The sequence below is a fragment of the Lutibacter sp. genome, from assembly GCF_033723435.1.
Taxonomy (GTDB): domain Bacteria; phylum Bacteroidota; class Bacteroidia; order Flavobacteriales; family Flavobacteriaceae; genus Lutibacter.
The window spans coordinates 169,664-192,774 of the sequence record NZ_JAWVXC010000001.1; the positions used below are offsets into that span (position 1 = coordinate 169,664).

A 23,111-nucleotide genomic window follows, 5' to 3' on the forward strand; every position below is an offset into this window, starting at 1 on the left:
ATAATTGCATTTTGAACTTAACATTTATAGTAAGAATTAAATGAAAAGTAAGAAAATTAAGTAAATCAACCTTAGAGGTAGTTTCTCTGGAATCACATACTTCAAAAAGCAGTCCGAAAATGCTTTGACAAAGTTAGATGGTTAGTAAGACCCTTGATTCTACCTCTTTATTAAAAGACAAAAAAGTAAAAAAAGGAATATTAAAATCAACCCAAATAAAGTCAAAACCCCAAAGACATGAGTATATTATTAATCCCCTTAATAATCATTCCAGCTGCTATGTTCTGTAGCAGCAAGTTTCAAAGTAACAGTAAAACCCCATTGCTTTTGAAACCATTTAGCATCCATAATTTAACTAATACTAATTTTAAATTTAATTTAGAATTAGTTAAACCTATGAATGTAGTTTTTTTCAGCCGCAATACAATCAAAGAACTAGCCCTCCCCACAACGGTGAATTTTATGATATAATTGCGGCTGTATTTTACGTATACAAATTAAGTTAACCCCAAAACCCCAACTAGCATGAATTTTTCAAAATTCAAATTTTCGTTATTTTTTATTTTAAGTATATTAATTACTTCTTGTTCTCCTGAAGGAGATAGCATAACATCTGTTAAAGATTTAAATTTAAAACCAGTAGAATATAGTGCATTAGAAAATGGTGTTCTTGATCAAATTAATTCTTACAGAAATTCAATAGGTAGTCCTACCTTAAAAAAATTAGATATAGTCTCATATGTAGCAAATACACATACAGATTATATGGTAGAGACTGGTAATGTAGATCATAGTGGATTTGAAGAGCGTCAACAAGATTTAATGGAAAATGCTGGAGCTAAATCTGTAGGTGAAAATGTAGCGTATGGTTATAGCACTTCAGAAGAAGTAGTTAATGCTTGGTTGAAAAGTGATTCGCATAGAGCTTTAATTGAAAATAAAAACTTTACACATTTTGGTATTTCTACTGAAACAAATTCTTTAGGAAGAGAGTATTACACTTTAATGTTTATCAAAAAATAACTTAAAAAATATAATTATGATTTTAGCAGAGAAGAAAGCCAGCAATATAGTTTCTAACAGAATTAAAAAGAATAAAATTTATATAAATACTTTAATTCCTGATTTTCAATTCAAAAACAAGTTAGGAAAAATAATTAAACCGATAAATCGCTGTATTACATTATAATACGAAAAAACTGTCGTCCCTTTTTTACTAGAGCAGTTACAAAAGTCTTATAATCATTGTCCCCACAAAAGTAGTATTTTAAGATTTATGGTAACTGTTCTTTTTATTACAAAAAAAACAGTCGCAACTCATTGAAAAAACTGTCGTCCCCACGAAAATTTTTTATAAACAATTTATTACGACTGTAAATTTAATTTTAAAGTTATCCAAAGTTTAAAAAACAATGTGTTCTTGAACGTAGGTTTTGTAAATTTAATAGATAACAAGTTTATACACAATTATTTTTTTATAATATTTTAAGCAATAATTTAAGCTAAAATAAATAAATTTAATACCTTCCAAAAATAAATAATTTTTGATTTTTTTAAGTATGCAAAACGGCAAAAATGAGTATTATTCTTTTCTTATAAAAGTTAGTAAAAATGATATAGATGACTTAAACCATGTTAATAATATTCAATATTTAAACTGGGTTTTAAATGCGGCTGAAGAACATTGGAATTTAGTGACAAATAAAGAGTATGATAAAAACTATGCTTGGGTAGTTTTAAGGCATGAAATAGATTATTTAAAATCAGCTAAGTTGAATAATGAAATAAATATAACAACTTGGATAAAAGATAATTATGGAGTTAAATCTGAACGGATAGTTTATATAAAAAGAAACGATGAATTACTTGTAAAAGCAAAAACTATTTGGGTTTTAGTTAATAAAAAAAGTATGAAACCAGTTAGAATTCCTAAGGAAATAAGCGATCTTTTTTTATAAAATAAAACATAATTTATTACCTTTTTCTCTCTTTTTCTTCAATATATTTTGATAAATACTGAGTGCTTTTTAAAGTGTGGTATTGTAAAATTTGTCCAATAAAATTATGTTCTCTGTGCTCTTTTAGATTTGAAGAAATTTCATTGATTTTTATCTGGAGTTTTTTGTCAAATTTATTTTTGTTAAAACAATTGTTGATAATTTCTTTTCCATTTTTCTGAAATTCTAGCCATTTTTCTTCGTGATTGTATAACTCAACAGCTTTTTGAGCAAACTCTTCTGAATTATCCTCAATAAATCCATTCCACTTCGAATTCCTAGTCATACCTTCAGCACCAATAGTAGTAGTAATATTTGGTGTTCCATAAATCATGGAATCAATTAATTTACCTTTTAAACCAGCTCCAAATAGGAGAGGAGCTAAAAAAACTCTACTATTTTTATATACTTCTTCTTTATTATTTGCCCATCCTTTAATAATAAAACCTTCTTTTTGGTTATGCATTTGTTTTATTCTTTCATTAGAATATGCGCCATAAACATGCAACTCTGTTTTAGGTAGTTTTTTACGAATTTTTGGCCAAATTTCTTTTTTTAAATATAAAACGGATTCATAATTAGGCTTATGTTTAAAATTACCCATAGTAATAAAGTGTTGCCTTTCTTTAAAGTTAGGAAACTTTTTTAAAGTATTTACAGCTATTTTTGTTTGTAAAAAAGGAATATAATGAAGAAGTTTAGAGTCAATTTTAATTTCTTTTTTTAATAATACCATTTCTGATTTTGAAATGATTAAGCTTAAGTCCGACCTATAAATACTAGCTATTTCACGTTTTGTTGTGTCATTAATTAAATTAATTTTTTCCTTCTTTTTAAAAGCAAGTTCTCTAGCCAAACGTAAAAAATGTAAATCTTCAGTATCCAATATTCTAACTGCATCTGGATAATTATCTGCAACTCGCCAACCAAACTGTTCTTCAGTTATAAACTGATCAAATAATACTATATGGGGTTTTAATTGCCTTATGAAACTATCAAAAGATGAATTATTTAATTCAATTTCTACAGTTTTAATTCCTAAGGAATTTAAATTATAAGAATAAGTAGTTTTAGGAATAGAACACGCAAATGTAATTTGATATTTGTTTTCTAAAAAAAAACGTATTAACTGCATCATTCTTGTTCCGGCAGCGGTAGTTGATGGTTCGGGCCAATGTAAGCCAATAATTAGCAGTCTTTTCATCTCTCAAAAATACTTTAAATAAATAAAAAAGCCTAGATTTTAAATCCAGGCTTTGTAATATTAATATTAGCTTTAATGCTAAGAAATATAACCTTTTGTTTTAGAGTCTTTTGAAAACCATACTAGAAAAATAGCAATTGCAATTATTAAAACTGGCCAAACCAATTTCGCAACAGTTACTTCCATATCTGTTTGAATTATAGTATTATATACAAACTGAACTAAAACTGCTATTAATGAAATAAATAAAAGAGATATTGCAATTTTCTTCTTTAATAAAAGTGCAATACATCCTAACGCTCCGGCAAAAACAGCAATTGCAAATGCTCCAGTTACCCAGCTAGGTACATTAGCATAATAAGATTGCTCAGCAGGAGGAAGGGCTTGCTTTATTTCTTGAGGCATATAAACTTGACCTAAATAAGCAATTACACCTAAAATATTCCAAATTAATGCTAAAACACTAATAATGTAAAAGCGGCTTGTGTTTTGTTTGGTTTTGTTATTCATAATTAGTTGATTAAGTAGTTAATTAATTGATTATGATAATATTAATTATTTTTCATGAATTATCAAAGTAAAAACATATTATTAAATTAACCCTTTAATTTTAGCTTCTTTAGCATACCAAGTCAAAAAGGAAACTACTGCAATTATAACTACATTCCAAACTATTTTTTCTGGTGTTACTTCTATTATCTTTTGTATTAAAACTATATAAAAGAATTTTATTAATATGGAAATCAATGAAATTATTAATAAGTAAATACCTATTCTTTTATGCCAGAGTAAAGTAATACAACCCAAAACTCCAGCAATAACCGCAATACCAAATACAGTATTTACCCATAAAGGAGTATTAGCGTAAAAAGCTTGTTCGGTTAAAGATAATCCACTTTTTACTTTGTCAGACATATATATATGGTCAAAAAAAGCGAATGTACCTAACAGGTACCAAATTAACCCTAATGAACTAACAATTGAAAATTGATCTTTTAGTTGTTTATTTGCTGAAATATCCATAATTATTAGAATTAAATATTAAAATTACTACATAATATTAGTGAAATTATTAAGGATTTCAAAATTGATAATAATTCAAATTAGTATGAATTTTTGTTTATTTAAGTGTTTTGAATCAGATGATTTAAAAGAATAAAAACCTACAACATTTTCATATTAAATGTAAAGAAAGTTACAGTTTATAAGCTATTTGATTAGTTTAATATTACTTTACAAATAGTTGAAAAATATACTTTATAATATAATTTTCATTCCTTTTAGTGTAAAATTAAAAGGTAACACAAGTTACATAAAATGAGTAATTTAAATTGGTTTTAAATAATTATACTGCTTTTTGTTAAAAAAATAATAGCGTTTTATTAAAACTTAAAAGTGTTAAAAGAAAAACTTTATAGCTTCAAACTTAAATTTGATAACTATTTTAAAATTAAGTCAAAAAGTAAATGTTTTTTTGACTAATATTGTTGCTTCAAAAAAATTAAATATAAATGAGTAAATCTCAAAATACTTTGTTAATAGTTCTTGCTTTTTTTGCAATATATGTAATTTGGGGCTCTACATTTATGCTTAATAAAATTGCGGTTAATGAATTGCCTCCGTTTATGTTAGCTGCTGTAAGGTTTATAATTGCTGGCGTTTTAATTTTTATTATAGCAATTATAACTGGTAAAAAAATTTCTATTTCTAAAAAGCAATTATTAAACACAACTATTGCGGGTTTTTTATTTCTAACTTTTGGAAACGGAGTAATTGTATGGGCTTTAAAATATGTGGATAGTAGTTTTGCAGCTTTAGAAATTTCAGCTCAGCCATTAGTTGTTTTAATACTAATGAGAATATTAGAGGGCAAAAAAATTGGAACTGGATCTGTAATTGGCGTAGTTTTAGGTATTGTTGGTATTTATTTATTAGTATCTCAAAAACAATTAATTAGCCAGGAAAATAGTATTTTAGGAATGGTTATGATATTTGCCTGTTTAGTAAGTTGGGCATACGGAAGCATATTTGTTGCTAAGGCTGATTTACCTTCAAATTATTTTGTAAACACAGGCTATCAAATGTTTTTAGGTGGAATTATGTTGCTTGTTAGTAGTTATTTATTTGGAGAAACTTGGTCGTCACCAATTTCTTGGAGCATACAAGCTCAATATTCTATTGCTTTGCTAATAATTTTTGGAGGAATTATAGCTTTTACATCTTTTAACTATTTACTAAAAGTAGTTTCTCCAGAAAAGGTTGCAACATCAACCTATGTAAACCCAATTATAGCTCTAGGTTTAGGCTGGTATGTTTTAAATGAACAAATTACTATGCAATCTATTTTTGCAGCAATAATTTTATTAACGGGTGTTTATTTTATTAATACAAAGAAAAAAATTGTTATTTTTTCAAGGTTTAGGAAGTAAATTAAAAAGAAAAGAATTTAATTATAATTGTTTAATTAGTAAAAGGTTGTTAATATTCTTCCAAATTAAAATACAAATATTATCTTTGTACAAGTTATAAAGATGATATTGAACGATATTTAAATTCACTTTAGCTAAAACTTTTATTTGCATTTATCTTTTCAGGTACTAATTTAGCTTATCAACTTTCTCTTAGGAACTACATAATTAAATAAATTTAAAATAAATTGAATGGCAAAATCGCAACAAACCTTTAACAAAATAGAAAAAGAAAAAAAACGTTTAAAAAAGCGAGAAGAAAAACAAAAGAAAAAAATAGCGCGTAAAGCAGAAGCTAAAGAAAAAGGAGAAGGAATTCAATTTGCTTATGTTGATCATAATGGTAATTTAACCGACACACCACCAGATCCAAGCATGAAAGTTGAAATAGATGCAGAAAGTATTGAAATTGGTATTCCTAAAAAAGCTGATACTGATGATGCCGATTTTGATCCAGTAAGAAAAGGAAAAGTATCTTTTTATGATTCTTCAAAAGGGTTTGGTTTTATTATTGATACAGAAACGCAAGAAAAATTCTTTACTCATGTAAGTGGGTTAATTGATGAAATTTCAGAAAATGATAAAGTTTCTTTTGAATTAGAAAAAGGAATGAAGGGAATGAACGCAGTTCGTGTAAAAAAAATATAATAATTCCATCAGTTAATTATCTGTTAGTTAAATAATTGAAAATTATAAACATAAATATTATTTTTTTAAGTTTAATTTAAAATTTTATTATAAAAATTACTGAAAATCAAATATTTAAAACTATATTTGCCAAATAATAAACAATTATTAAATTAAATTTTTTAAAATGAGTAAAGGAACAGTAAAGTTCTTCAACGAAGCCAAAGGTTTTGGTTTTATTTCGGAGGAAGGTTCAAACAAAGAACATTTTGTACACATTTCTGGATTAATAGATGAAATTCGTGAAGGCGATGAAGTTGAATTTGATCTTGCAGAAGGTAAAAAAGGATTAAACGCAATAAACGTAAAAGTAATTTAACATATATACGCTTTAATTTTTAAACAAAAGCCTGTCAATATTGACAGGCTTTTTTTATGGATATTATTTAATATCTTAAATATAAGAAGGTAGCATCATAGAGTTAGAATGTAATTGTTTTAAAGTACTCCTACTAATTTTTAAACAACTTCAAAACCAAATAATAAATTAACTAATTTTGAAATAAGAGTTAAATAGTATAGTGTAAAAAAATGACGCTAACTACTAAAAAAGCACTATTTTCTTAATGAAATTATACTAAATCATTGCTTAATATAGTTTTTTTTAATAAATTACATGTGTATAGTTTAATTTAAATTAACATTATGGAAAGCGTTAAGTTTGTGAGGCAGAACAGTAAGGAGCGAGAGTTTGCCTATGAGGTGAGAAAAAGGGTGCGTGCCTATTTCAAGGATAATAATAAATCTATTTATGGTAACTTTAATATGTACCTGAAGTCGGTAATTATTTTATGTATATATATAGTTCCTTTTATAATACTACTCACTATGCCTGTATCTCCTTGGATGGCATTAGTTTTAGCCATTATTATGGGAATAGGGGAAGCAGGTGTGGGGATGTCAATTATGCACGACGGAGTTCACCATGCTTATTCTTCAAAAAAATGGGTAAATGGTCTTGCTTCGTCTACCATGTTTCTTTTAGGCAGCAATATATTTAATTGGAAAATACAGCATAACATAATGCATCATACGTTTACTAATATTTTTAAATATGATCCTGATATTTCTAATTTAAAGATTATTCGCTTGTGTCAATATGGACCTCTTAAAAAGTACCATCGTTATCAGCATTTTTATGCTTTTCCACTATATGGCCTCATGACATTTGCAAGACTGTTTGGTGAAATTGGAGTATTACTAGAGTATAACAGAAAAGGAATCACCAAAGAGCAAAATGTTAATCCAACTTGGCAGCTTGTAAAGCTGATTGTTATTAAGATAATATACTTTACCATTATTATTGGATTACCCTTATATTTTACAGATTTTGCTTTTTGGCAAATATTAATTGGTTTTATAGCTTTACATGTAACCGCTGGGATGATTATGAGTACAATATTTCAAATGGCACATGTAGTGGAGGGTACAGACCAACTTGTTACTGGTAAAGATCAACAGGTTAAAAACGATTGGTTAGTTCATCAACTTCATACCACATCAGATTTTGGAAGAAGAAATGGTTTGTTCAGTTGGTATATTGGTGGGCTAGATTTTCAGATTGAGCATCATATTTTTCAAAACATATGCCATGTTCATTATCCTGCCATTGCTGGTATTATAAAAACTACAGCTGAAGAATATGGATTTACCTATAATTTAAAACCTAATGTTTTTAGTGCACTTGCTTCTCACTTTCGTAGGTTAAAAGAATTAGGGAATCAAAAGCCACCTGAAATAAATACAGGTATAGCATCTGCTTAATAGTACTTATTTGATTTTCTTGTCTTCTTAAATTGTTTTATTTTTTTGCCAAAATCTTTGTCCTTTTTACGTTTTTCAGCAGCTGTAGATTCAAAATGTTCTTTTTCTTTCTTAATTTTTAGGAAGTTTTCATAAGAGTTTATGTCAATTTTCCCATTATCAACGGCTTCTATAACAGCACAACCAATTTCTGTTATATGAGTACAATCCTTGAATTTACAATTTTGTGATAATTTTAAAATTTCATCAAACGTATTTTCTAATCCGGTTACAGAATTTGTAATTCCAACTTCTCTCATTCCAGGATTATCAATTAATATTCCATTATCAGTAACTATTAATTCTCTATGAGAAGTAATGTGCTTTCCTCTATCAATACTTTCACTAATTTCACCTGTTACCATTAATTCTTTGCCAACTAGGTTATTTATAAGAGTAGATTTTCCAACGCCTGATGATCCTAATAAACAATATGTTTTACCTTTTGTTAATTTAGATTTTACTATATCTAATCCAATTTTAGATTGGTTACTTATTGCAATAATTGGAATATTTTTTATTCTTTTATACAGCTTTTTTAAAATATCTTCCAATTCTAATTTTTTAATTAAATCAATTTTATTTAACACTATAATTGGTTTAATTTTAGAAGAATTACATATTGTTAAATAGCGTTCTATTCGGTTTATATTAAAATCTCTATTAACAGATTGAATAATTAATGCATAGTCAATATTTGTTGCAATTATCTGGGGTTGAATTAGTTTTCCTGCAGCCTTTCTTTCAAGGGTAGAGTGTCTTGGGTAAACTGAGTGAATTAAAGCTTTATCATCATAGATAGAAATAGCAACCCAATCTCCAACTACAGGTAAATCATATTTTGATTCAGAATTAAACCTTAAATTTCCAATGAGTTCAGAATCATATTCTGCATTTTTAGTTTTTACTACGTATCTAGTTTTATGTTCAGATATTACACGACCTATTTCAAAAGAATCTAAGTTGTTTTCCTTTCTATATTTTTCTAATTCAGTAGTATATCCTAAATCTTCAATTGTCATATGTGTTAGTAAAGATTAACGATAGCTAATATAATAATTAAAACTATTATTGATTTATTCAGTTTCCATTAATTTAAAAAATGAATCTCTATAAGTTCTACTAATGCTGATAGTTTTTCCTTTCATTTCTACATATTCAGAAGTATAGGAATTAATAAAAGGGATGGCAACTATAAATGATCTGTGTACTCTTACAAATGTTTTATTAGGAAGTTTTGATTCTATATTAGAAATTGTTTCTCTGGTTACAATTATTTTTTTTGTAGTATGTATTTTTAAATAGTCACTTAAACTCTCAATAAGCACTATCTCATCAAAATTTATTTTTACCATTTTTCTTTCAGAACGGACAATAATATAATCTTTTTGCCAATTACTATGTTTGTTTTCAGTTCTGAATTTTTGGATTGCTTTTGCCAAACGACTTAATGAAATAGGTTTTAATAAATAATCTACTGCTTGTAAATCAAAGCCATCAATAGCGTATTCTCTGTAAGCTGTTGTAAAAATAATTTTTGTGGTATTTGAAATTGCTTTTGCCAATGAAATTCCAGACATATCGGGCATATTAATATCTAAAAAAATTAAATCAACTGTATGGTTGTTTAAAGCATTGATGGCTTCAATCGCATTTTTACAGATCGCAACAATTTCTATATCATGAATTTGTTCAATATGAATTTTGATAATATCTCTAGCTGTTGGTTCATCATCAACAATTATACATTTTATGTTAGACATATTTCTTCGGTTTTAAGTGGTTTATTTCTAATTGAACTTCAAACCAATTTGAAGATGATTTAATTTGTAAATCATAATTATTAGGATATAAAATTTCTAAACGCTCTTTAACATTTTTTAAACCTATACCTGATGAAGTGTTTTTTTCTTTAAATGTATTTTTAATAGTAAAACGCAAAACATTTTCTATAACAGAAATATTAATAATTACGTTTAAATAGCCATCAATAATACTTCCGTGTTTAAAAACGTTTTCAACAAAAGGCAATAAAATTAAAGGGGCAATTAATATGTTTTGATTTTTTATTTCTTCTTTTAAATCAACTTTTAAAGTGTCATTAAATCTAATTTTTTCTAAATCAACATATTGTTCAATATGTTTAATTTCATCAACTAATAAAATAACAGGTTTGTTTTTTTGATACAAGATATAATCCAACAAATCAGATAGTTTTAGTATAACTTCAGGAGTTTCTTTTGATTTTTTTAAAGCTAAACCATAAATGGTATTTAACGAATTAAACAAAAAATGTGGATGTATTTGATTTTTTAAATAAGTTAATTCCTGTTTTTTTAAGTCGTATTTAGATACTAATAATTGATTTTTAAGTAGGCTGTTTTTTATAGTTGTTTGAGTATTTATTCTCCAAATACTAAAAAAACTTAATGACAGTACAATAAGGTAAACCAAAATAGTTATATAAATATAATTTCTACCCATAGAAGGTAAGTCATTAAATTTCGTGTTTTCTCTGTATCCAATACTTATAATAAGTAAAAGCAAAATTAAAATTGTAGTAAGAAGGAAGGTAGAGAATGTATAAATTCCAAATAATTTATATTTTTTCTTATTTAAAAATTTAGGAATTATAAAATTGATGGTTAAATAAGTTGGAATAGTAGTAATTAAAACAAGCAAACCAGAAAAAATAAGAATAAACTCTGTAGCGCTTGAATGGTAACTAAAAAAGAGGACGTAAAACACCCAAAGCATAATCCAGAAAAGGATATGAATAAAAAAAATACGATGTTTTAGTATTGTCCAACTCATTATAAATGCTAATATCGTAAAAATATACAAAGCTTCAATATAATATGAGATGAACTACCTATTATGCAAGGGATTTAACAAAAACCAGATGGAAAATTAAAAACACAAATTAAAACGGTTAAATCACATAGTAAATGCTTTAATTATCGCAAAACAAAAAATTCAATATTGTTAATCAATAGTTTTGAGATATAATTTAAAAATATATTATTATGAGAATGCCTTTTACGGAATTTATTACACATGGCGATTTAAAGTTTGTTATTTCTTTTGCCATTTTTTTTATGGTTTCTATTTACCATTTTTTTAAAAAATTAACTGTTAAAAATAATACAGATAAGGATTTAGTAGCTTATCATAATTCAAGAATTAATATTGCAGCAAATTGGATATTAATATTAGCTGTATTATCCTTATTACTAGGATTTATGCATAGTTTTTATTTTGTGGGAAAAGCAGGAGGCGTTGCTCCAAATTTAATATTTACAGGCGTTTCTTACGCATTAATTACGCCAGTGCTGGGTGTTGCTCTTCACATCATTTGTAAAACACTAAAAGCTATTAATAAAAAAAGTATAAAATCTTAATGGTATGAGAAAATTATTGAGCGTATTGATTTTATCCTTTTTTGCTAATGTTTGTTTTTCACAATCATTAACATCAAAAGCGGATTCTTTAAGAAAAGAAGGAAAATTAGAACAAGCAATTGCTGTTTATAAACAAGAATATTTTAAGAACTCAAATAACAAGGATAATACATATAATCTTGCTTGTGCCTATGCATTGGCATATCAAATAGATAGTGCTTACCATTATTTAAATGTAGCTTTAAAAGAGGATAGTAGGTTATGGGCTTTAGCAGATTCGGATTTATTTTCTTTAACCAATGATTCTCGATGGAATGAAATCGAAAATAATCAACTTGAAAAGTTTCAAAAAAAGAATGGAATGCTTAAAGAGCCTAATTATGCTAAGGAATTGCTACGGATAATAATGAAAGATCAAGTACTTGATTATTATGTAAAACAGGCAAGGAAGTCCTATATGAAAAATGGTTTTATTCCGCAATGGTATTATCCTTTAGGAGCATTTAAACAACAAATTGGAAAAGATAATTATAAAAAGATGCAGAGTCTGATAGAAAAATTTGGTTGGCCAAAATATTCAACCGTTGGGAAATTAGCAGCAGATGCGCCATTATTAGTAATTAATCATAACGAAAGTGATGCTGTTAGAGTAAAATACTTACCTCAAATAAAGCAGTCGTGCTTAGAAGGAGAAGGAAGTTGTATGGAATTTGCAAAAATTCAAGATAGAATTCTTGTAAATGAAAATAAACTTCAACTATATGGTATGCAATTTCGCTACACTAAAAAGCGTACTCTTGAACCATTTCCTATTAAAGATCCTGAATATGTAGATAAACGTAGAAAAGAAATAGGATTAGAACCTTTAAAAGACTATTTGAAAAGAAAAATAAACTACAATTGGACAGTTAAACAAAAAAAGTAGATTAGGTTTGAGATTAATAAAAAATAGCTTGGAGATGTTCCAAGCTATTTTTTTATGCTGTAATGTTATTTTAAATAAACCCTAACTGTTTCATTACGGTTACTCTATCAAATACTTGTGTATGTCCACTAATTAAATTGTTTTTAAAATAATAAATGGTAAATCCTTTTGTTTTAATGGACTTATTAGTAGGAGGATAGTCTCCAATCATTCCAAGATTTGTGCCTGTTAAAATCCAAGTTATTGCTACATGATTTTCTTCCGATATAGCAGAGGTTATTTCAAAATTCATATCTGGAAATGAATCAAATGAAAATTTCAAACGCTCTTTAAACTCAGAATGTGATAAGGTTTTTCCTTCCCAAGGGTCAGCTGTATCAAGATGAATAGAATATTCTTTATGAACGTATCTTTCAACTTTATCAAACCTTTTTTTATTCCAAATTTCTTCCATAAACTCTCTTAGGAAAGCTTCTTTATTCATCTTTGTTTTTTTAAATGATAGTTTTAATTAAATAACATACCACTAAGTAAGCGTATTGTAGAAATAATAGTATTATTTCTTTGTTTTGCTTTTGCTTTAAAAATTTCTAAATCGCTCGTTTCTAATTTTCTTCCTTGTACAAACACAATTTTAGGTTTTTTTAAAGTTTCTAAATTAATAAGCGGATTATCATTCAATAGCAATAGATTAGCTACTTTTCCAATTTCTATTGAACCTAAGTTTTGGTATTTTTTGTCTACTTTACTCACATTAATAGTTGCTGTTTTTAAAACTTCATAATTACTTAAACCGGCATCTTTGTAATATTGGAGTTCTTCATGTATTGAAAAACCAGGAGCATTAAACATAATTCCAGCATCAGTGCCACAAACTATATTTACACTCATATCATGCATTCTTTTTAAAATTTTGAGATGTTCTAAATGTTGATTAGAAATTCTACTCAAAGTATTTTTATCATTTTTTTTATCATTTTTCCACCTATTTAAATCATTTTTAGAACCGAAGTTTATAAAAGCTTGATTCATATATGTAGCATTTCTGCTTTTTAATATGTCATCTTCTTTATTTAAAATATCAATTATGTTATGAAAAACACTTAAGGTTGGGGTATGAGAGGTATTATTTTTTAAATAAAAACGTACTATAGAATCAATTCTATGCGATGTAATGTTAAAGTTTAAGGCAGTTTGAGCAATTTCTTCTGTGTGTTCAACCGTTTCAAAAATGGGCTTAAAATGATAGTTATAATCTACTAAATTGCTTGGATGAGCGCCAATTCTTAAATTTGATGCAGCAGCCTGTTCACAAATTGCATTAAAAATATTTTCAGGTAATCCCGCATAAGTTTTAATTAAATCATATCCTTGCTTTTTGTATTTTTTAATTAGCATTTTTGCCTGCTCAGGCGATTCTATTTGCTTTTTATCCAATCCAGCATCATTTGGTCCTGTTAATTTTGGGGTAGCAGTAAAAAATGTAGGAGCTATAATTTTATGTTCGTTAATCTCCTTTTTTAAATGTAGATGTAGTGGCATTCCCCACATATTTCTGATAGTTGTAACCCCATTAGCTAAAAACAATCCTAAATCGTATTTATCCCAAACATGTACATGCATATCTATTAAACCAGGAGATAAGAACTTATTAGTACCATCAATAATTGGAAAATCTGCTTTTGGCAAATTACCTCCTATTAATTCTATAATTCCATCTTTAATAAATACATTTTTGTTTAGTAAAATAGTATCCTTAGTCATTGGTACTATATTAACATTTTTTATAATATAGGATGTGTTTTGATAGGCTTTATGCTCATTTATATTTAAATAAGCTGTGTTTTTATTGTTAATTATAACAAGTGACCAAAAAATAATTATTAAAATAAAAATTATAGCTACAGTAACTAATACAATGCGTTTTGCGATTTTTAAAATACTCATGATCAATTATTTAAAAATGTTTTATCAAAGTTTTCCATTTTGATTTATAAGATGTTAAAAATAGATATAAATTTAGAATTAAAAGTTCAAGTTTATTAATTCGAACAAAATTTGTAAATCCTAAATGGATACTCCTTCCACAAAATAGCGGTAGGAGAGTAGAAGAACAGGGTGTAATTTATTAATTTAAAATAGAAATTTATTTACAAAATAGAACGCAACAAATATTAGAATTATTAAGATAATTGATTGTATGATTGACTTTCTGTTTTCTTCTTTTACTTTTTTTCTAATTTCAGATAATTGTTGTTGTGTAGCTTTAACTTTTAGTAATTCATCTAATCTTATATTAGAAGATTTAACAGGCATTCCTTTTCTATTAAAATGGGTTTTATTTTTTTTACGTGAATTATTTTTCAGCGTAGTAATCATTGCTGAAACTGAACCTCCGAAACTCATAACTTTATTTTTTTAATTGATAATTTATTCTTCGTGCAATAAATTACAACGTGTTAGTATCTAATTAGTAAGAGTTATCATTGTTTAGTTACATAATTTAAGCATAATTTAGGAATTGTATTTTAATCGATTCAGCATTTTCAACATTCAATTCTCATCTTGAAGTCTTAATACTCCAAGGATCCCATCAAGATTTCCACTTTTCTGAATTTAATTATCTCTTATCCATATTTTACCATTCTCATTTACCTTCAAAGTCGAATTGACTACAATTTTCATAACTTTTATTTTTTGTATTATTATGAAATATACAAATATTGTACTATAATTTATATTATGTTAAATAGTTTATTTGTTAAATTAAACGAAACCCCTATTTATTAAAATAACAAAACCGTTTTCAAATAAAATTCTTTTTTAATTTAAAATAATTATTATGAAATCTTTAATTAAAACTAACCACTTAATTTACCCCAAAAAATTGTGTCATTCTAATTTAACCTTAAAATTTTTAGTTGATACCAACTAATGATTACGTTTTAAATTTAATTTAACCACTATCAACTAAATATTTATTTCATAAAAATTAAGAACTTTTATCTGAAAACGGCAATATCAATAATTAAACGTTTAAAAATTATTTTAATAACTTTTTACTTTTATTTTTATTCATAACTCTTAAAATAAGTTCAAAAGTTTGTTGTTTCATATATTTTAAATTTTCTATATAATTATCTACTTCAATTTTTAATATGGTATGATTTTTTCTAATTTCTTGTTGTTTAGATAGGTATACTCCTTCTGCTAAAAGTGATAAATTAATAGCATGATCCTTAATTGATTCAGTTAATTTATCATTTAAAGAAATTTCATGTTCAATACCTGTTAAATACATTTTTGCATCTTTAAAATTATCTGATTTGCAAATTTCAATCACATGCTCAGATATTAATTCTTTTAAAAAGTTTAATTCTGTCTTAATAAAATAAATTTCTAACAACCATTTTTGAGTTTTTTTATGTAAATATTCAAAACTGTTATAAATAATTGGCGCTTTTTGTTTTGGAATTGTATGTAACATTTTATTAGGATTTTACAAGTTAAAAATCCGAAAAGTATACAATTATACTTCTCGGATTTTTGTTAGAAAATTAGGCTATTTCAATTATCTTTCTGTGATCTTCATTTTTTAAAACTTCAAGTTTTTCTAAATGAATTCTTAATACACCATTCTTGTATTTAGCACTAATTTCCTTATCTAGATCAACACTTTGTGGCAAAGTAAATGATCTTTCAAATGAGTTATAATAAAATTCTTGTCGTGTGAATTTACTCTCATCTTCTTCTTTTAAATCTTTTTTATTTTCCGCAGAAATTGTTAATATATTTTCATCTATAGAAACATTAAAATCTTTTTTATTAAAACCTGGTGCAGCTACCTCTATTTCAAAATTATTTTTATTTTCAACTACATTTATAGATGGCATCCAATTATCATTTGAAATTAAAGTATCGGTAAAAAAAGGTTCAGTATGTAACATATCTGGAAATATTTGATCGAACATTGGAAAACGTCTATTAAATTTCACCAGTGACATATTTTAAATTTTTAAAAGTTGAACATTATTTTATTTTCACTTCTAAAGATACATTTCTAACAAAAAAAACACAATGATTGCAATCAATTAATTAATTGATTATGGTCAATAAAACTACTGATTATGTTATTGTTTTAAGTTTATTTTTATTTAAAATTGTGATGCTTTTAGGTGTTAAACTTATTAATTTTTCATCTTTAAAATCATGGAGCGTTCTTGTTAGCGTTTCTTTTGCAATTCCTATAGAATCTGCTAAATCGGTTCTGTTTATAGTAATTGTAGCTTCTTCTGATAAAGGAAAACTATTTTGAAAATTTAACAATGTTTCTGCCGTTTTCTTCCTTACAGATCCATACGCTTGAAGAATTAACTGCTTTTTTTGCTTAATTAAATCATCTACTAAAACATCTATAAAATTAAATAGAATCAAATTGTTATTATGAATTGCAGTCATTATTTCTTCTCTGCTAATTTTGTATAAATAAGTAGATGTAATAGCTTTTGCGTTTTCAAAATGAGGTTGATTTTTTATAAATGAAGTATATCCAAAATATTGTTCCGAGGTAAAAAAACTAGTAATAAATTCTTTTCCTAAATCATCCGTTTTAAAAGTTTTAACTATTCCGCTCTTAATTAAAAAAATGTGATTGCTTTTATTTCCCGTACAATATATAGTTTCATTAGCCTTAAAATTGTATAGTTTTTTTTGAGATAAAACATCTTTTAAATTATTGATAGTTAATAAATTAACTGGTTTTTGATATAATAAGGAATTTTTATTTCCATATGCTTCTGCCCTTTTCAATCTAGATTTTAATATTTTTAGAACATCATATTTTTTAAACGGAGCGCTAATAACATCATCTACTCCTAAATCCATTAGATTTCGAATTAAAGCTTTGGTAGCATTTTTAGCTATAAAAACAAAAGGAATAGTTCTAAGTTTTGTGTGATTGTTACATTTGTTAAAAAACGACAACCCATTATCCATTTCTGGTAAATCTAAATTAGAAAGTATTAAATTTGGAGAACTTGATTTAACAATTGCTAAACCAGACTTTTGATCGTTTGCGGTTACAACTTCATAATTAGCAAGAGAAAGTAATTCTTTTAAACGATTTAATTGCTCTTCATTTCCGTCTATTAATGCTATTTTAAGTAACATAAACCAAACCCTTTTAAACTTTTAAAATTTACAACAATTACCTAATAATTGATGTAGTTACTAAAATTACAAAAGTTAAAAAGAGATTATAATGATAATTATCAGATAGCTATAAAAAGGATTAAATAATTACTTTAAGATTTTTTTTAAAGGTTAGTTTTTAGGATACCAGTTTTTTAATTTCACCTGAATAGAGGTATTATTTTGATTAACTATTGATTTAAATTTATTTACATCGCTAAAACCTCCTTTACCTCTATAATGAAACGGATATACAATTTTGGGTTTAAAATCAAGAACTGCGCTTGCTGCATTTTCTACAGTCATTGTATAAGGTAAATTCATACAAATAAAAGCAATATCTATATTTTTTAAATTACGCACTTCTTTAATATCAGCTGTATCTCCAGAAATATAGACACGTTTACCTTTAAAATCTAGCACATAACCATTTCCTCTTCCTTTTACATGATAAGACTTATTACTTTCAGGAAGATTGTACATAGGTATTGTATTTACACGGATACCCAATATTTTTTTATTTTCATTATTCCGCATAGTGATTACCGTATTTTTTAAGTTTGCGTCCTTTAATTTTTGTTGTACTGCTAAAGGCATTACTAAAATTGTGTTGGGATTTATAATTTTTTTTAAGGTTTTTATATTTAAATGATCTCCATGAATATCCGTTATAAAAACGAGATCTGCTTTAGGAAAATTAAAATTTAGTTCCTCAATACGACTTGGATCAATATAAATATGTTTTGAATCCCAAGTTAAAATCATACTAGCATGAATTAAAGGTTGTATAATTAAATCCCCTTTTTTAGTATTATATGTATCAGGATTAGCTATTTGTGCTCCAGCAGATGTATAAATTACAGTACAAAGCAAGAAAATGAGAATGCGTTTCATATTTTAAAAATTTAGTAGCTTTTCAAAGATACATATTTTAAATAATTAACAGAAAATTATAAATATCTGATAATTAAATAATTGTCATTAATAATTTAATAAATCTTCTAATGCTTTATGTAGTTTATTTTTAGGTAAAAATTGTTCTTCTAAGTTTTTAGCAAAAGGAATTGGAGTTTCAATACTTGCCACTCTTTTTACAGGAGCATCTAAATATTTAAAACAATTTTCAGTAATTAAAGCAGAAATATCTGAAGCAATTCCTCCAAATAACGTGTCTTCCTGTAAAATTAATGCTTTTCCTGTCTTTTTTACAGAAGTAAAGATGGTTTCTAAATCTAATGGCTGCAAAGTTCTTAAATCTATAATATCCGCATCAATATTATTGTTTTTAATTTCACTTAAAGCCCAATGAACACCAGCGCCAAAAGTTATAATACTAACGTTATTTCCTTCATTTAAAATTGTAGCTTTTCCAAAAGGAATTGTATAATAATTTGTTGGTACATCTTGATATACAGATCTATATAATGCTTTATGTTCAAAAAACATAACAGGATTTGGATCTTCAATTGCGGTTGCTAATAAACCCTTAGCATCATAAGGAAAAGCAGGATAAACTACTTTTAAGCCAGGAGTTTTAGTAAACCAAGCTTCGTTAGTTTGACTATGAAAAGGTCCAGCTCCTACTCCTGCTCCACAAGGCATTCTTAACACAATATCTGCATTTTGAGCCCAGCGATAAAATGATTTTGCCAATAAGTTTATTATTGGATTAAATCCAGAGGTTACAAAATCTGAAAACTGTAGTTCTACTACAGATTTATATCCATTTATGGCTAATCCATAAGCAGATTCTATAATACTAGATTCACAAATTGGAGTGTTTCTTACTCGTTCTTCTCCAAACTGCTCTAAAAAACCTTGTGTAATTTTAAAAACACCTCCGTATTCAGCTATATCTTGTCCCATAATAACTAAATTATTATGTTTTTCCATGCTTTGTTTTAAACCTAGAGAAATAGCATCCACAAGACGCATATTTTTCTTTGTTTCACTTGGTTTCTGTTCATTTATGTGAAAAGGTGCATAAACGTCCTTTAACTCATCTTCAATAGTTGAAAAAGTTTCTTCTTCATCAAAAGCTATTTTTAAATTTTTGTTTATTTCTTCAACTATTTCTTTTTTAATAACTACTTCTGATTCTTCTTTAAGAATATTCTCATTTTTTAAAAATTCCTGAAAATTTTCAATAGGATCTTTTGTCGCCCATTTTTCCAATAATTCATGAGGTACGTATTTATTTCCACTAGCTTCTTCATGCCCTCTCATTCTAAATGTTTTAAAATCTAGTAATATTGGCCTTGGGTTTTCCCGAACACTTTTAGCTAGTTCACTTACCTTTTTATGAACTTCTAAAATATTATTTCCGTCAATAATATGACTTTCCATACCATAACCAATACCTTTGTCTGCAATATTTTTACATTTAAATTGCTGGCTAGAAGGAGTTGACAAACCATACTCATTACTTTCCACACAAAATAGAACAGGTAAATTCCATACAGATGCTACATTTAAAGCTTCGTGAAAATCGCCTTCACTTGTTCCTCCATCACCACAAAATACAACTGTAACTTTGGCTTCATTTTTTAGCTTATACGATAATGCAATACCATTTGCCACGCCAAGTTGCGGCCCTAAATGAGAAATCATTCCAACAATATTATATGCTTTAGTTCCAAAATGAAAAGAACGATCTCTACCTTTAGTAAAACCACCTTTTTTTCCTTGCCATTGCGAGAATAGTCTATGCAAAGGAATATTTCTAGTAGTAAAAACACCTAAATTACGGTGCATTGGTAAGATAAATTCGTCTGGAAATAAGGCTTTGGTTATTCCAGCAGGTATAGCTTCTTGTCCAATACCGGAAAACCATTTGGAAATTTTGCCCTGACGCAAAAGAATAAGCATTTTTTCTTCAATCAAACGAGGTTTTAAAATTAGTTTATATAATTCTAACAATTCCTCATCAGTATAATCTTGACGATTAAAATCCATTAATTTTTAATTTTAGTTGGTAGTTTGAATTTTACAATTCAAGAAATCAAAAGTAGTAGAATTATAGGTATAAAAAAAAACCTTAACGAAGATTGTTAAGGTTTTTTTCTTATCATTTTTATTATAATTCTCTAAAAATAGAATGCATTAAACGAGTTTTGTCATTAATGCTTTCTTCAAGAGAAATCATAGTTTCTGTTCTTGAAACGCCATCGATATCATCTATTTCAAAAATAATTTCTTTAGCGTGGGTAGTGTTTTTTGCTCTTATTTTACAGAAAATGTTATATTTCCCTGCAGTAACATAAGCAATAGTAATATTTGGTATTTTCTTTAAATCTTTAATTACTTGTTTTGTTTTTGAAGTTTTTCCTAAATATATTCCAACATGTGAAATAAAAGAATAACCCATTTTTTCGTAATCAAGAGTTAAAGTTGAACCTTTAATAATGCCTTCATCTTCCATTTTTTTTACACGAACATGAATGGTACCAGCTGAAACAACTAATTTTTTAGCAATATCCGTAAATGGTGTTCTTGCATTTTCTATTAAAATATCTAATATTTGATGATCTATCTCATCTAATACAAATTTTTTCATACTACGTTTTTATTAAAAATAAAATATTTAAGTGCAAATTTATCAAAAAAAATCCATTAATGCACAAATTATTTACGAATTTGATAATTTCAATTGGTTAAAATCTAAATTTTGTGATTTTATTGTAGTATAAGTATGATAATTTGTTAAGTCCCCAATTTTTTCAATATGCTCGATTCTTTCTAATTTATGGTGGTTATACTTAAATACATACTGAATTCCTATATCTTGTACCATATTATTTGGCATCTTAACATTCTTATAGATTTTATCTAAAAATAAACTGTTGTTATTTGGGATGTCAAAATAAGCTTGATAATTATTAAAATTATTTGCAGTAGCTAAAAAATAAAACCCTTGTAATAGCGCAATAAAATTGAACTTTCTAGTTATATCTCTATCATAATCATCTTTAAAATGCCCACATTCAATTAAAATAGTATTATATCCTAACTTTTGAAAATTATCTCCAGTAGCAGTTGGATAAAATTCATCTGTATATCTACCAATTTGATTAGGGATTATTTTTTGTAAGACAGAATTCATAGCTACAATAACGCTCATGGTTTCTTTTCGTCCTTTAGTTAAAGTTCTTTCTTTATCTTCGGAAGGAGCTAAAAAAGATATTGTGGCCGGATTTGAAGTCCCTTCTACGTTAAAAATAGAACGTTGGTCGTGTAAATTAAAACAAAACGATGGATTAAAAGACTCTAATTCTTTTCGTAATATTCTACTTTCAATAGCTTTTTGATTAACTGCATCCCTATTTAAATCGATTTTTGATGCATTTTCTCTTGTAAATAGAATTGCTCCATCTGGATTTAGCATTGGTATAAATTCAATTGTGCAATTTTCAAGGATAGTCTTTATATATACTGAAGCCTCTTTTGTTGGATATTCTATAAAATTAAAAAAATCGAAAACAGCTTTAGTTCCAGTACTTTCATTACCATGCATTTGTGACCAAACTAATATTTTAGTTTTACCATTGCCAATTGTAATCTTATAAATCGGAATTTTATTTTCAGAAAATCCTAAAATTTCCTTTTTGAATTTAGCGGAAAGATTTTTTATTAATGACTCTATATCATTAAATAATATTCTTCTTCCTTTTAAAGTGTTCTCGAAAAAATTTAAATAATCAGTAAATAATTTATGGATGTTTAATGTATTCATTTCTCAATATAAATTACAAATGTAAATATTACAAAGTTTACATTTGTAATTCAGTATTTTTACAATTCCATATACAATTGTAATCGAATTCATTTCGTTATTTTAGGGTTAAAAGTGAAACAATCAATAAAATTGATTATAAAAATATAATGCGCTATAAATTAACATATTATATGTGATTACTTATATTAATAGTTTGCTATATTTAACTTGTTTATTAAAATATATTCTATTTAATTTTGATTAGATATTAGCTTTAATTACATTTGTATACAATAAGAAAGGTTACAATGGTAAACGTAGAAGAATTTGCTTCACGACTTAAATTAATGCTGAATTACTATGAAATTTCAGCAGCACAATTGGCTGATAAAATTGAAGTACAACGTTCAAGTATTTCTCATATATTATCTGGCAGGAATAAACCTAGCTTAGAATTTGTGTTAAAAATATTAAAAGCTTTTCCTGAAGTAGAATTATACTGGTTGTTAAATGGAAAGGGAACATTTCCTAAAGTTGAAGAAAATGCGGAAATCACTTCTACTCTATCTTCTAATGTAAAAAAAGAAATAGCTGTAGAAGACTTATCAGAAACTAATAAATTACAATCTTCATCTAATTCAAATGATTTAGCTATTGAACGGATTGTAGTTTTCTATAAAAATGGTACCTTTAAAAACTATACTCCATAAAAAAAGGCTTTA

At 26.5% G+C, this 23,111-nt stretch carries 25 protein-coding genes; 9 read left to right on the forward strand and 16 right to left on the reverse strand.

Annotation, left to right across the window (positions count from 1 at the left end; all coding sequences use genetic code 11):
- The first annotated feature begins 525 nt into the window (after positions 1 to 525).
- Positions 526 to 1,023 carry a CAP domain-containing protein gene (locus R3342_RS00740; RefSeq protein ID WP_318937669.1) on the forward strand — a complete coding sequence of 166 codons (498 nt, stop codon included), beginning with the start codon at positions 526 to 528 and terminating at the stop codon, positions 1,021 to 1,023.
- Positions 1,024 to 1,559: 536 nt separating this feature from the next.
- A complete protein-coding gene (locus tag R3342_RS00745; RefSeq protein WP_318937672.1) occupies positions 1,560 to 1,958 on the forward strand; it encodes a thioesterase family protein in 399 nt (132 codons plus the stop codon).
- Positions 1,959 to 1,974: 16 nt separating this feature from the next.
- Here the strand turns inward: R3342_RS00745 and R3342_RS00750 are convergent, their stop codons facing one another.
- The 3 genes from R3342_RS00750 to R3342_RS00760 form a co-directional block, all read right to left on the reverse strand.
- The gene (locus R3342_RS00750; RefSeq protein ID WP_318937674.1) at positions 1,975 to 3,201 is read right to left on the reverse strand and encodes a glycosyltransferase; all 1,227 of its coding nucleotides are present in this window, start codon (positions 3,199 to 3,201) and stop codon (positions 1,975 to 1,977) included.
- Positions 3,202 to 3,279: 78 nt separating this feature from the next.
- Positions 3,280 to 3,711 (reverse strand): hypothetical protein, encoded by a 432-nt coding sequence (locus tag R3342_RS00755; RefSeq protein WP_318937676.1) that lies wholly within the window; start codon positions 3,709 to 3,711, stop codon positions 3,280 to 3,282.
- Positions 3,712 to 3,792: 81 nt separating this feature from the next.
- Entirely contained in the window at positions 3,793 to 4,224 is a 432-nt protein-coding gene (locus R3342_RS00760) for a hypothetical protein (protein ID WP_318937678.1), read from the reverse strand.
- Between the two features lie 488 nt (positions 4,225 to 4,712).
- Between R3342_RS00760 and R3342_RS00765 the strand changes: the two genes are divergently transcribed.
- The 4 genes from R3342_RS00765 to R3342_RS00780 all read left to right on the forward strand — a co-directional run bounded on the left by R3342_RS00765 (position 4,713) and on the right by R3342_RS00780 (position 8,120).
- Positions 4,713 to 5,630 (forward strand): EamA family transporter, encoded by a 918-nt coding sequence (locus R3342_RS00765; protein ID WP_318937680.1) that lies wholly within the window; start codon positions 4,713 to 4,715, stop codon positions 5,628 to 5,630.
- A 231-nt stretch (positions 5,631 to 5,861) separates the two neighbouring features.
- A complete protein-coding gene (locus R3342_RS00770; RefSeq protein ID WP_318937682.1) occupies positions 5,862 to 6,317 on the forward strand; it encodes a cold shock domain-containing protein in 456 nt (151 codons plus the stop codon).
- Between the two features lie 166 nt (positions 6,318 to 6,483).
- The gene (locus tag R3342_RS00775; RefSeq protein WP_318937685.1) at positions 6,484 to 6,675 is read left to right on the forward strand and encodes a cold shock domain-containing protein; all 192 of its coding nucleotides are present in this window, start codon (positions 6,484 to 6,486) and stop codon (positions 6,673 to 6,675) included.
- A gap of 446 nt (positions 6,676 to 7,121) precedes the next feature.
- Entirely contained in the window at positions 7,122 to 8,120 is a 999-nt protein-coding gene (locus R3342_RS00780) for an acyl-CoA desaturase (protein ID WP_318937687.1), read from the forward strand.
- Here the strand turns inward: R3342_RS00780 and rsgA are convergent.
- From rsgA to R3342_RS00795, 3 genes are read right to left on the reverse strand one after another with little or no spacing between them, the layout of a single operon-like run.
- The gene (gene rsgA / locus R3342_RS00785; protein WP_318937688.1) at positions 8,117 to 9,181 is read right to left on the reverse strand and encodes a ribosome small subunit-dependent GTPase A; all 1,065 of its coding nucleotides are present in this window, start codon (positions 9,179 to 9,181) and stop codon (positions 8,117 to 8,119) included. The two genes, R3342_RS00780 and rsgA, sit on opposite strands and share 4 nt — an antisense overlap.
- Before the next feature lie 54 nt (positions 9,182 to 9,235).
- Positions 9,236 to 9,922, reverse strand: coding sequence for a response regulator transcription factor (locus tag R3342_RS00790; RefSeq protein WP_318937690.1), 687 nt, complete (start codon positions 9,920 to 9,922; stop codon positions 9,236 to 9,238).
- A complete protein-coding gene (locus R3342_RS00795) occupies positions 9,915 to 10,973 on the reverse strand; it encodes a sensor histidine kinase (RefSeq protein ID WP_318937692.1) in 1,059 nt (352 codons plus the stop codon). The genes R3342_RS00790 and R3342_RS00795 overlap by 8 nt, the downstream gene beginning before the upstream one ends.
- A 212-nt stretch (positions 10,974 to 11,185) precedes the next feature.
- Here R3342_RS00795 and R3342_RS00800 point away from each other — a divergent pair, with 212 nt between their 5' ends.
- Both R3342_RS00800 and R3342_RS00805 read left to right on the forward strand, forming a co-directional pair.
- Positions 11,186 to 11,560 (forward strand): hypothetical protein, encoded by a 375-nt coding sequence (locus R3342_RS00800; protein ID WP_318937694.1) that lies wholly within the window; start codon positions 11,186 to 11,188, stop codon positions 11,558 to 11,560.
- Positions 11,561 to 11,564: 4 nt separating this feature from the next.
- Positions 11,565 to 12,485, forward strand: coding sequence for a DUF6624 domain-containing protein (locus tag R3342_RS00805; protein ID WP_318937696.1), 921 nt, complete (start codon positions 11,565 to 11,567; stop codon positions 12,483 to 12,485).
- Between the two features lie 70 nt (positions 12,486 to 12,555).
- On the opposite strand, the gene R3342_RS00810 is transcribed toward R3342_RS00805, so the two are convergent.
- From R3342_RS00810 to R3342_RS00855, 10 genes are all read right to left on the reverse strand, one after another.
- Positions 12,556 to 12,969 carry an ester cyclase gene (locus R3342_RS00810; protein ID WP_318937698.1) on the reverse strand — a complete coding sequence of 138 codons (414 nt, stop codon included), beginning with the start codon at positions 12,967 to 12,969 and terminating at the stop codon, positions 12,556 to 12,558.
- Positions 12,970 to 12,992: 23 nt separating this feature from the next.
- Positions 12,993 to 14,432: an amidohydrolase family protein gene (locus R3342_RS00815; protein ID WP_318937701.1), complete on the reverse strand. Its 1,440-nt coding sequence runs from the start codon at positions 14,430 to 14,432 to the stop codon at positions 12,993 to 12,995.
- 186 nt (positions 14,433 to 14,618) lie between these two features.
- Positions 14,619 to 14,891: a hypothetical protein gene (locus R3342_RS00820; protein WP_318937703.1), complete on the reverse strand. Its 273-nt coding sequence runs from the start codon at positions 14,889 to 14,891 to the stop codon at positions 14,619 to 14,621.
- Between the two features lie 637 nt (positions 14,892 to 15,528).
- The gene (locus R3342_RS00825; RefSeq protein ID WP_318937705.1) at positions 15,529 to 15,972 is read right to left on the reverse strand and encodes a hypothetical protein; all 444 of its coding nucleotides are present in this window, start codon (positions 15,970 to 15,972) and stop codon (positions 15,529 to 15,531) included.
- Positions 15,973 to 16,042: 70 nt separating this feature from the next.
- Entirely contained in the window at positions 16,043 to 16,489 is a 447-nt protein-coding gene (locus R3342_RS00830) for an Hsp20/alpha crystallin family protein (protein ID WP_318937706.1), read from the reverse strand.
- Between the two features lie 121 nt (positions 16,490 to 16,610).
- Positions 16,611 to 17,654: a cyclic nucleotide-binding domain-containing protein gene (locus R3342_RS00835; RefSeq protein ID WP_318937707.1), complete on the reverse strand. Its 1,044-nt coding sequence runs from the start codon at positions 17,652 to 17,654 to the stop codon at positions 16,611 to 16,613.
- Positions 17,655 to 17,807: 153 nt separating this feature from the next.
- On the reverse strand, positions 17,808 to 18,569 hold the full coding sequence (locus R3342_RS00840) for an MBL fold metallo-hydrolase (protein WP_318937708.1): 762 nt from the start codon (positions 18,567 to 18,569) through the stop codon (positions 17,808 to 17,810).
- Between the two features lie 87 nt (positions 18,570 to 18,656).
- Positions 18,657 to 20,630 (reverse strand): dehydrogenase E1 component subunit alpha/beta, encoded by a 1,974-nt coding sequence (locus R3342_RS00845; protein ID WP_318937709.1) that lies wholly within the window; start codon positions 20,628 to 20,630, stop codon positions 18,657 to 18,659.
- A gap of 121 nt (positions 20,631 to 20,751) precedes the next feature.
- On the reverse strand, positions 20,752 to 21,231 hold the full coding sequence (locus R3342_RS00850; RefSeq protein ID WP_318937710.1) for an Lrp/AsnC family transcriptional regulator: 480 nt from the start codon (positions 21,229 to 21,231) through the stop codon (positions 20,752 to 20,754).
- A gap of 72 nt (positions 21,232 to 21,303) precedes the next feature.
- Positions 21,304 to 22,407, reverse strand: a complete 1,104-nt coding sequence (locus R3342_RS00855; protein WP_318937712.1) for a M14 family zinc carboxypeptidase — start codon at positions 22,405 to 22,407, stop codon at positions 21,304 to 21,306.
- A gap of 290 nt (positions 22,408 to 22,697) precedes the next feature.
- Between R3342_RS00855 and R3342_RS00860 the strand changes: the two genes are divergently transcribed.
- Positions 22,698 to 23,099 (forward strand): helix-turn-helix transcriptional regulator, encoded by a 402-nt coding sequence (locus tag R3342_RS00860; RefSeq protein WP_318937713.1) that lies wholly within the window; start codon positions 22,698 to 22,700, stop codon positions 23,097 to 23,099.
- The last annotated feature ends 12 nt before the right edge of the window (positions 23,100 to 23,111 follow it).

Bases quoted from the DNA above. Each gene is read 5' to 3' on its own strand.
- R3342_RS00810 (WP_318937698.1), bottom strand. From the start codon at position 12,969: ATGAATAAAGAAGCTTTCCTAAGAGAGTTTATGGAAGAAATTTGGAAT.
- R3342_RS00745 (WP_318937672.1), top strand. From the start codon at position 1,560: ATGCAAAACGGCAAAAATGAGTATTATTCTTTTCTTATAAAAGTTAGT.
- R3342_RS00790 (WP_318937690.1), bottom strand. From the start codon at position 9,922: ATGTCTAACATAAAATGTATAATTGTTGATGATGAACCAACAGCTAGA.
- R3342_RS00855 (WP_318937712.1), bottom strand. From the start codon at position 22,407: ATGAATACATTAAACATCCATAAATTATTTACTGATTATTTAAATTTT.
- R3342_RS00850 (WP_318937710.1), bottom strand. From the start codon at position 21,231: ATGAAAAAATTTGTATTAGATGAGATAGATCATCAAATATTAGATATT.
- R3342_RS00840 (WP_318937708.1), bottom strand. From the start codon at position 18,569: ATGAAACGCATTCTCATTTTCTTGCTTTGTACTGTAATTTATACATCT.
- R3342_RS00860 (WP_318937713.1), top strand. From the start codon at position 22,698: ATGGTAAACGTAGAAGAATTTGCTTCACGACTTAAATTAATGCTGAAT.
- R3342_RS00805 (WP_318937696.1), top strand. From the start codon at position 11,565: ATGAGAAAATTATTGAGCGTATTGATTTTATCCTTTTTTGCTAATGTT.
- R3342_RS00830 (WP_318937706.1), bottom strand. From the start codon at position 16,489: ATGTCACTGGTGAAATTTAATAGACGTTTTCCAATGTTCGATCAAATA.
- R3342_RS00835 (WP_318937707.1), bottom strand. From the start codon at position 17,654: ATGTTACTTAAAATAGCATTAATAGACGGAAATGAAGAGCAATTAAAT.
- R3342_RS00800 (WP_318937694.1), top strand. From the start codon at position 11,186: ATGAGAATGCCTTTTACGGAATTTATTACACATGGCGATTTAAAGTTT.
- R3342_RS00760 (WP_318937678.1), bottom strand. From the start codon at position 4,224: ATGGATATTTCAGCAAATAAACAACTAAAAGATCAATTTTCAATTGTT.
- R3342_RS00770 (WP_318937682.1), top strand. From the start codon at position 5,862: ATGGCAAAATCGCAACAAACCTTTAACAAAATAGAAAAAGAAAAAAAA.
- R3342_RS00825 (WP_318937705.1), bottom strand. From the start codon at position 15,972: ATGTTACATACAATTCCAAAACAAAAAGCGCCAATTATTTATAACAGT.
- R3342_RS00795 (WP_318937692.1), bottom strand. From the start codon at position 10,973: ATGAGTTGGACAATACTAAAACATCGTATTTTTTTTATTCATATCCTT.
- R3342_RS00755 (WP_318937676.1), bottom strand. From the start codon at position 3,711: ATGAATAACAAAACCAAACAAAACACAAGCCGCTTTTACATTATTAGT.
- R3342_RS00740 (WP_318937669.1), top strand. From the start codon at position 526: ATGAATTTTTCAAAATTCAAATTTTCGTTATTTTTTATTTTAAGTATA.
- R3342_RS00750 (WP_318937674.1), bottom strand. From the start codon at position 3,201: ATGAAAAGACTGCTAATTATTGGCTTACATTGGCCCGAACCATCAACT.
- R3342_RS00815 (WP_318937701.1), bottom strand. From the start codon at position 14,432: ATGAGTATTTTAAAAATCGCAAAACGCATTGTATTAGTTACTGTAGCT.
- R3342_RS00845 (WP_318937709.1), bottom strand. From the start codon at position 20,630: ATGGATTTTAATCGTCAAGATTATACTGATGAGGAATTGTTAGAATTA.
- R3342_RS00765 (WP_318937680.1), top strand. From the start codon at position 4,713: ATGAGTAAATCTCAAAATACTTTGTTAATAGTTCTTGCTTTTTTTGCA.
- R3342_RS00780 (WP_318937687.1), top strand. From the start codon at position 7,122: ATGTACCTGAAGTCGGTAATTATTTTATGTATATATATAGTTCCTTTT.
- R3342_RS00820 (WP_318937703.1), bottom strand. From the start codon at position 14,891: ATGAGTTTCGGAGGTTCAGTTTCAGCAATGATTACTACGCTGAAAAAT.
- rsgA (WP_318937688.1), bottom strand. From the start codon at position 9,181: ATGACAATTGAAGATTTAGGATATACTACTGAATTAGAAAAATATAGA.
- R3342_RS00775 (WP_318937685.1), top strand. From the start codon at position 6,484: ATGAGTAAAGGAACAGTAAAGTTCTTCAACGAAGCCAAAGGTTTTGGT.